Genomic DNA, 6,328 nt, shown 5'->3' on the forward strand with positions numbered 1-6,328 from the left:
CCGCACGTCGGCGCCGGACGAGGCGGCGCATGCGGAGGGACGCGTCGACGCACAGGCGCGGCAGGGCGCCCCGCCGCCCTGCGCAGTGTCTGAACCGCGGAAACGCAAGAACCCCCTCCTGAGGAGGGGGTTCTTCTGGCGGTGACGGTGGGATTTGAACCCACGGTAGGGGGTTACCCTACACAACTTTTCGAGAGTTGCACCTTCGGCCGCTCGGACACGTCACCGCTCACGAGATTAGCGCATGTGCTCGATGGTGCGCGAATCGACCCGGAACTGATGCCGTGGGTTCCGCGGCGCTTCCGGCTGCGCGAACTCGCGCATGATCTCTGCGAGTTCCTCGCGATCCGATGCCCCGAGTTTCGCTCTGGCCTGCGCGAGGTGCGACTCGACGGTGCGCACGCTGCAGCGCAGGTGTGCGGCCATTTCCTTGTTGCTGAGCCCGTCGACCGAGAGTCGGGCAGTGGCGAGCTCGCGCGGTGTGAGCCGGGCGAACTCGACCTCCGGGAGCGCCTCGATGCTAAACCACGGGTCGGTCAACTGCGCCGCATGCTCCAGTTCGGTCAGCAGTTCACTGCAACGGTTCACGCTTCCGGTAGCGCGTCGTTGCACAAAAATGCGTCGTGCTTCGCGCAATGCGTAGGCGGCGGGCCCCCAGAAGTGGCGTTCGGCGAGATGTTCTGCGACGGTGATGAGCGCGGCAGGGTTCTGCGCATTCGTTGCTTGAATGTGGGCGCGGGCGAGCCGGGGGATGTCGAGGGAACGTGCATCGTCAACGGGTGCATCGTGCAAAAACCCATAGCGCTGAATGCGGGGGCCGATGTGTTCGAGGAGTCCACTGAAGTACGCCAGATACTGCGACGATAGGTCGTCGATGTCGGTGCTCGATTCGTTTTCGCCGATCGCGGCGGAACCGATCGAGGCGCGTTCAATTGCCGCTCCGACGTCCGAAATCAGGGTGTCGAGTCTCACCGGGAGAAAGTGTGGCAGGTGCGCCACGAGGTGCTTCCACTCCAGTGCGGCGCGCGAGATATCGCCCGCGAGTATGGCTTTGCCTGCGGCCCCGAGGTGCATGAGCCAGCGATGGTGCAGCGCGGCGGCGGGAAGCGAGTCGGTCAACGCATCGAGCGCGACATCGCTTCCGGAGGTGTCTCCCAGGTAAAACGCGATCATCGCTTCGGCAACGACGGCCGTTGTGAGCAGGTCGCGCAGCTCAGGTGGGCTGGTCATCGCGATGCCCGTGATCTGCGTAATGCGTGCGACGCAGTCAGAACTCGTTTGCGGTTGGAGCCCGCGCTTCACCTGTTCGAGATCGAGCAGCAGTCGCGCGAGCAGCGCGATTTCTGCCACCGGATGCCGGTCCGCGATGCGTGCGATGCGCTGTGCATCGGAGTCGATCGGGCCGAGCGCGTTCCACCGGTCGAGCAGCCATCGTGCAGCAGGTGCGTCGTCGTCGCTCGACGGCTTCGCCCCTGACCCGACAGAGACTCGGAGCGAGTCGTGAGGTACTGGGGCGTTGGCCACAACGTAGCTCGCGAGAGCGTCAAATGCGATGTGCTCAGCGAGGTTCTTCGGATGCTCCTGGGCGGCTTGTAGGCTGCGCATGCCCGCCAGCGGGCCGTGCAGAGCGGTGGCGACTCGGCTGCGTTCGAGCGGATCGAGCCGCAACCCGAGAGCGGCACCGCGCAGCAGCAGATCGCGCACCTCGCCGGTTCCGCCGAAGGCTAAGAACTCGCTCGCCACTCGGTGATGCAGTGCTGCTCGCGCGGGATCGCCGACAGTCGCATCGCTGGCGGCCTCATCGGCGGTCGCGCAGAAGTAGGCCTCGCGTTCTGAGAGCTGAATGCCGAGCAACTCTTGCATCTGCAGCCGTTCGGAGATCTGGTTCGACACTCGAGCGAGCAGCGCGGGATCGGCTCTGAGCTGCAGCGCCGCCGCATATAGCTCGGGTACCGCATACATCGAGGCATCGCCGGGGATGGTGACGAGGAGACCGTGTGTGAGCAACGCCGAGGTCGAGGCCCCGCTGATCAAGTCGCCGTGACCGCTGAGCGTGCGCGGGTCGAGGCGCGCCAGCGCCGCGCCCGCAGCAACGACCTCGGGTGCAAGGTGAGTTGCGGCGCGATCGTCGGCGAATCGAAAAGTGTCGAGGCCGAGCTCGCGCACTTGCGTCGCCGAGAGTCCTGGCCAGGGGGTCGCCTGCAGGGCTCCCATGGCCTCGAGTTGCAGCAGTTCGAGCAGCCAAGCCGGGCGACCGAACGACAAGCCGTGCAGGGTGACAACGGTGTGGGCGTCGACATACTCTGAGCTCGTCTCGGTGATGATGCGCAGCGACTCCAAGGCCGAGAGTGGGACGAGGTGCACATACCTCGTCAATGGCAGTTCGGTTTCGGGAGCGAACAGGGCTCGCCACCCCGGCTCGCTGGAGCGCTCGGCGGTGAGGTGATCCTCTACGAGAGCGCACGCACCGCGCCCGCCAAGCCGCAGCCGATTCGCGAGCGCCTCCAACGCGTCGGGAGTTGCGAACTCGAGGTCATCTACGAGGTGCAGCGCAGTCAACGGTTGCTGCGCCAGGACCTCGGCGGCTGCGGCATCGCGCATGCTGACCAGGAACGACGGAATCTCGGCGGCGCCGCAAACGTGCAGCACGTCGGCGAGCACACCCGAGGTGCCGCTGCCACGAGCACCCATCAGAATGAGGAGCCCGGGCTTTCCCGATTCCTCAACGAGGCGCTCTGCAATCGCGCCTCGTACCCCACCTCGCGTGTGACGACTCACGCCCTTCCCCCCTTGAAAAGACGAACCCTCGCGTCGAATGTGCCGTGACCATATTTGACGTTGGGTATCACCATAGCGAAAGAACAGGCATGCCGCGCCCCCTTGACGTCAGGCGCAACATGGTTTCGTATCAGTGTGAACCATATGAAATCTCAGTAGTGCGCGAATATTCGTTCAGCATGACCAGGGCAAGGTCTCCGCATTGCTGAATTGCGTGGCTCTCAGCGAATGCACATTATTAGCCTCCCCGTAGGGAGGACCGGACTCTGTCCACCTCCGCGCCCGCGCAGCCGCGGGTTTACCGGCCAACGGAGGGGGTATCTCGTGGGGTACAGGGAAGACCAGCGGAGACGGCGATTCAGGCGCTCCATGAAACCGCTTGCGGTGGGAGTGGTCGCGCTCACCGCACTTGCATCGACATCGGTGATCGCCGCGACGGCCGCATCGGCCGATACGCACACCCCGAGCGCCACTGCAGAGTCTGCCGGTCACGGGCACGCGCTGTGGCTCGATGCGCTCGGCCTCGACGTCGCGGGTACGGGCTCCGCGCTCTCCGAATTCCCCGACAACGTCGGGCCGAACGGAGAAGATCTTGACCTCTCGGTCTTGAGCGCACTTACCGTCGATATCGGCACCGGCGTCAATATCCCGTTGATCGGGGACGGCACAAACGGCGGATTGCTGAACCTGGGCGGCCTCGGCGCGATTTCGAGTTTCTCGGAGTCGGCGGATGCGCAGAACTCGGTCGCCTCGGCCGGCCTGATCGGTGAAGACGGCGGCATCAGCCTGGACCCTGAGTCGGTCCCCGCAGATTTTGATCGAGCCACCCTCGATGCGAGCGGACTGCTGCGTCAGGTGCTTCCCGACGTGCTCGTGGATACTGCGCTCGATGAAGCTTCCGTGAGCATCGGTGCCCTTGCCTCGCGGGCAGAGGCGGTTGACGGTCAGCCTTCGAGCGAGTACCTGCTTTCGGGCGTCGGCCTCGACGTGCACAGCCCGGTCGTCGGCAACCTCACCACGACGGTGGACAGTGCACTGGGAACGCTCTTGGCGCCGCTGAACGCGCTGGTCGGCCCTGGCGGCACCATTCAGAACACGCTAGGTACGCTGATCACCTCGCTCAACGGCATCCAGGTGCCGGCGGTGGCTCAGGTCAATGCGTCACTCAACAGCTTGTCGCTCAATACGACGCCGCTCACCGATGAGATCCGCAGTTCACTGCTCGCCGAACCGCTCGAAAACGCGGAAGGTAGTTTGTCGATTGATTTGAGCACCGGTGTGATTCATGTCGACCTTGACAATCTGCTCACCGACGGCGGGGGAGCCGTCGGGCTCAGCTCTCTGGACCCGAACACGAACTTGCTCAGCGGCGAAGCCGTCACGAGCATCGTCGATGGCGTGACCGAGCTGCTGCTCGGAACCGGCCCGAACTCGCTGATCACGAAGATCGTGAACTTGCTGAACGAGGGAATCTACGATGTCGCGTTCAATATTTCGCTGCAGATTCGCGTAACGAACCCGCTGACCGGTCTCGTGCTGGTCAACGCGCCGGTCACCCTGGCGACGAACCTCGGCGGGCTGACCGGCCAGCCGGGGTACACGCCCGCGGTGTTCGACGTGAGCGGCATCACGGTGGCCGGCATTCCGCTTGGCACCATCGTGCAACCCATCGCGAACTTGCTTGCCGGTACGGTAAGCACGATTGGTGCCGCTGTGCTCCCGGTCGTGCAGAACCTGCTCACAAATGCGCAGCCGGTGTTGACGACGGCGGTCGGCGCGGTGGTGAATCCGCTGCTCGACGACGCTCTCGAACCTGTTCTGTCGAACTTGCTCGAAGTGACGGTCAACGAACAACCTGCTGTGGGTGATCTCGGGGCGGGGAGTTACACCGTTCGCGCCCTCGCGATTGAGCTGCTGCCGATCCTTGGAGATGGGTCGGCGAACCTTCAGTTGGGGTCGTCAACGGTGATTTCCGCCGAGGCCGAAGCCACCCTCGCCGCGTCGCCGAACCCGGTCGAGCAGGGCGGCGTCGTGACCCTGACGGGCGGTGGCTTCACCGCTGGCGAGGACGTCACGGTGACGTTCCCGGATGCCACAGAGACCACGGTCACGGCACAACCGGACGGCACGATCTCGACTACCTGGGACGTGCCGGCCGATTACGCAATCGGCGCGGCAGCCTTCTCAGCGGTTGGGGCTACGAGCGGGCTCACCGCGACGGCCGAGACCGAGGTCGTCGCGGCCTCGGATGCGACGCTTGAGGCGACTCCCGACCCGGTTGAACAGGGCGGCACCGTCACCCTGAACGGCGACGGGTTCGACGGCGACGAAGACGTCACGGTCACACTGCCCGACGGCACAACGACCACGGTGACGGCTGAGGCGGATGGCAGCTTCACGACCACCTGGGACGTTCCGGCGAACTTCCCGGTTGGCCCGGCGAACTTCTCGGCGACGGGCGTGACGAGCGGGGCGACTGCGACGGCAAGCGTCGACGTCGAAGCCGCCGCAGTCGCGCTGCTCGAAGCGACACCGGATCCGGTGGCGCACGGTGGCACCGTGACGGTCGCGGGTGGCGGGTTCGATGGCGGCGAAGACGTCACCGTGACCTTCCCTGACGGCACGACGACCACGGTGACCGCCGAGGCCGACGGCTCGTTCACGACTACGTGGGACGTACCCGGTGACTTCTCCACGGGTGAAGCGACGTTCTCCGCGACGGGCGCCACGAGTGGGCTGACCGCTACGGCGACCACGACTGTCGCCGCAGTGATCAACGCCACCCTCGACGCCTCGCCGAACCCGGTGGAGCAGGAAGGCACCGTGACCCTGACGGGTGGCGGATTCGCCTCGGGTGAGGATGTCACCGTCACGTTCCCGGACGGCACGACCACGGTCGTGACCGCGGAGGCCGATGGCACCATCAGCACGACCTGGGATGTCCCGGCGGACTACCCGGCCGGCCCCGCGACGTTTGAGGCCGAGGGGCAAGAGAGCGGCGCGACTGGCACGGCGACCACCGAGGTGGAAGCACTGGCGGGCACGCTCTCCGCGTCACCGAACCCGGTCGAGCAGGGCGGCACCGTCACCCTGACCGGCGGCGGGTTCGTCGGCGGCGAAGACGTGACGGTCACGCTGCCCGACGGCACGACCACCACGGTCACCGCCGAGGCCGACGGCACGTTCAGCACGACCTGGGACGTTCCGGCCGACTTCGCGACGGGTGACGCCGAGTTCACTGCGACCGGCGACACCAGCGGACGCACGGCAACCGCAACGACCGAGGTCGAGGCCGCGGCAGATGCCGATGTGAACGCGAATGCGTCGGCTTCGGCGTCGGCTTCGGCTGATGCTGCGGCGGACGATGATGCGACGGCTTCGGCTCAGGCGGCGGCGCAGGCTGCGGCGAACGACGACAACACGAGCGATGCTTCGGCGGCTGCGGATGTGTCGGCGAACGCGGCGGCAGAGGTTGCGGCGACGGCGGATGCGTCGTCTGAGGCGTCGGCTGAGACGAATGCTGCGGCTTCGGCGGCGGCGACGGCGAGTG

The 6,328-nt window shown here is 66.0% G+C and carries 2 protein-coding genes and 1 tRNA gene; 1 reads left to right on the forward strand and 2 read right to left on the reverse strand.

The features are described 5' to 3' along the window. Window positions 1-136 precede the first annotated feature (136 nt). Together CH42_RS15430 and CH42_RS15435 are read right to left on the reverse strand one after the other, a co-directional pair. A tRNA-Ser gene (locus tag CH42_RS15430) sits at window positions 137-227 on the reverse strand. A 10-nt stretch (window positions 228-237) separates the two neighbouring features. Then, the gene (locus tag CH42_RS15435) at window positions 238-2,778 is read right to left on the reverse strand and encodes a helix-turn-helix transcriptional regulator (RefSeq protein WP_156322613.1); all 2,541 of its coding nucleotides are present in this window, start codon (window positions 2,776-2,778) and stop codon (window positions 238-240) included. A 369-nt stretch (window positions 2,779-3,147) separates the two neighbouring features. Between CH42_RS15435 and CH42_RS15440 the strand changes: the two genes are divergently transcribed. Then, on the forward strand, window positions 3,148-6,328 hold a 3,181-nt coding region (locus tag CH42_RS15440; RefSeq protein ID WP_162231104.1), incomplete at its 3' end, for a choice-of-anchor G family protein.

Origin of the sequence: Leucobacter musarum subsp. musarum (genome assembly GCF_001273845.1) — a bacterium.
In the GTDB taxonomy this organism is placed as follows: domain Bacteria; phylum Actinomycetota; class Actinomycetes; order Actinomycetales; family Microbacteriaceae; genus Leucobacter; species Leucobacter musarum.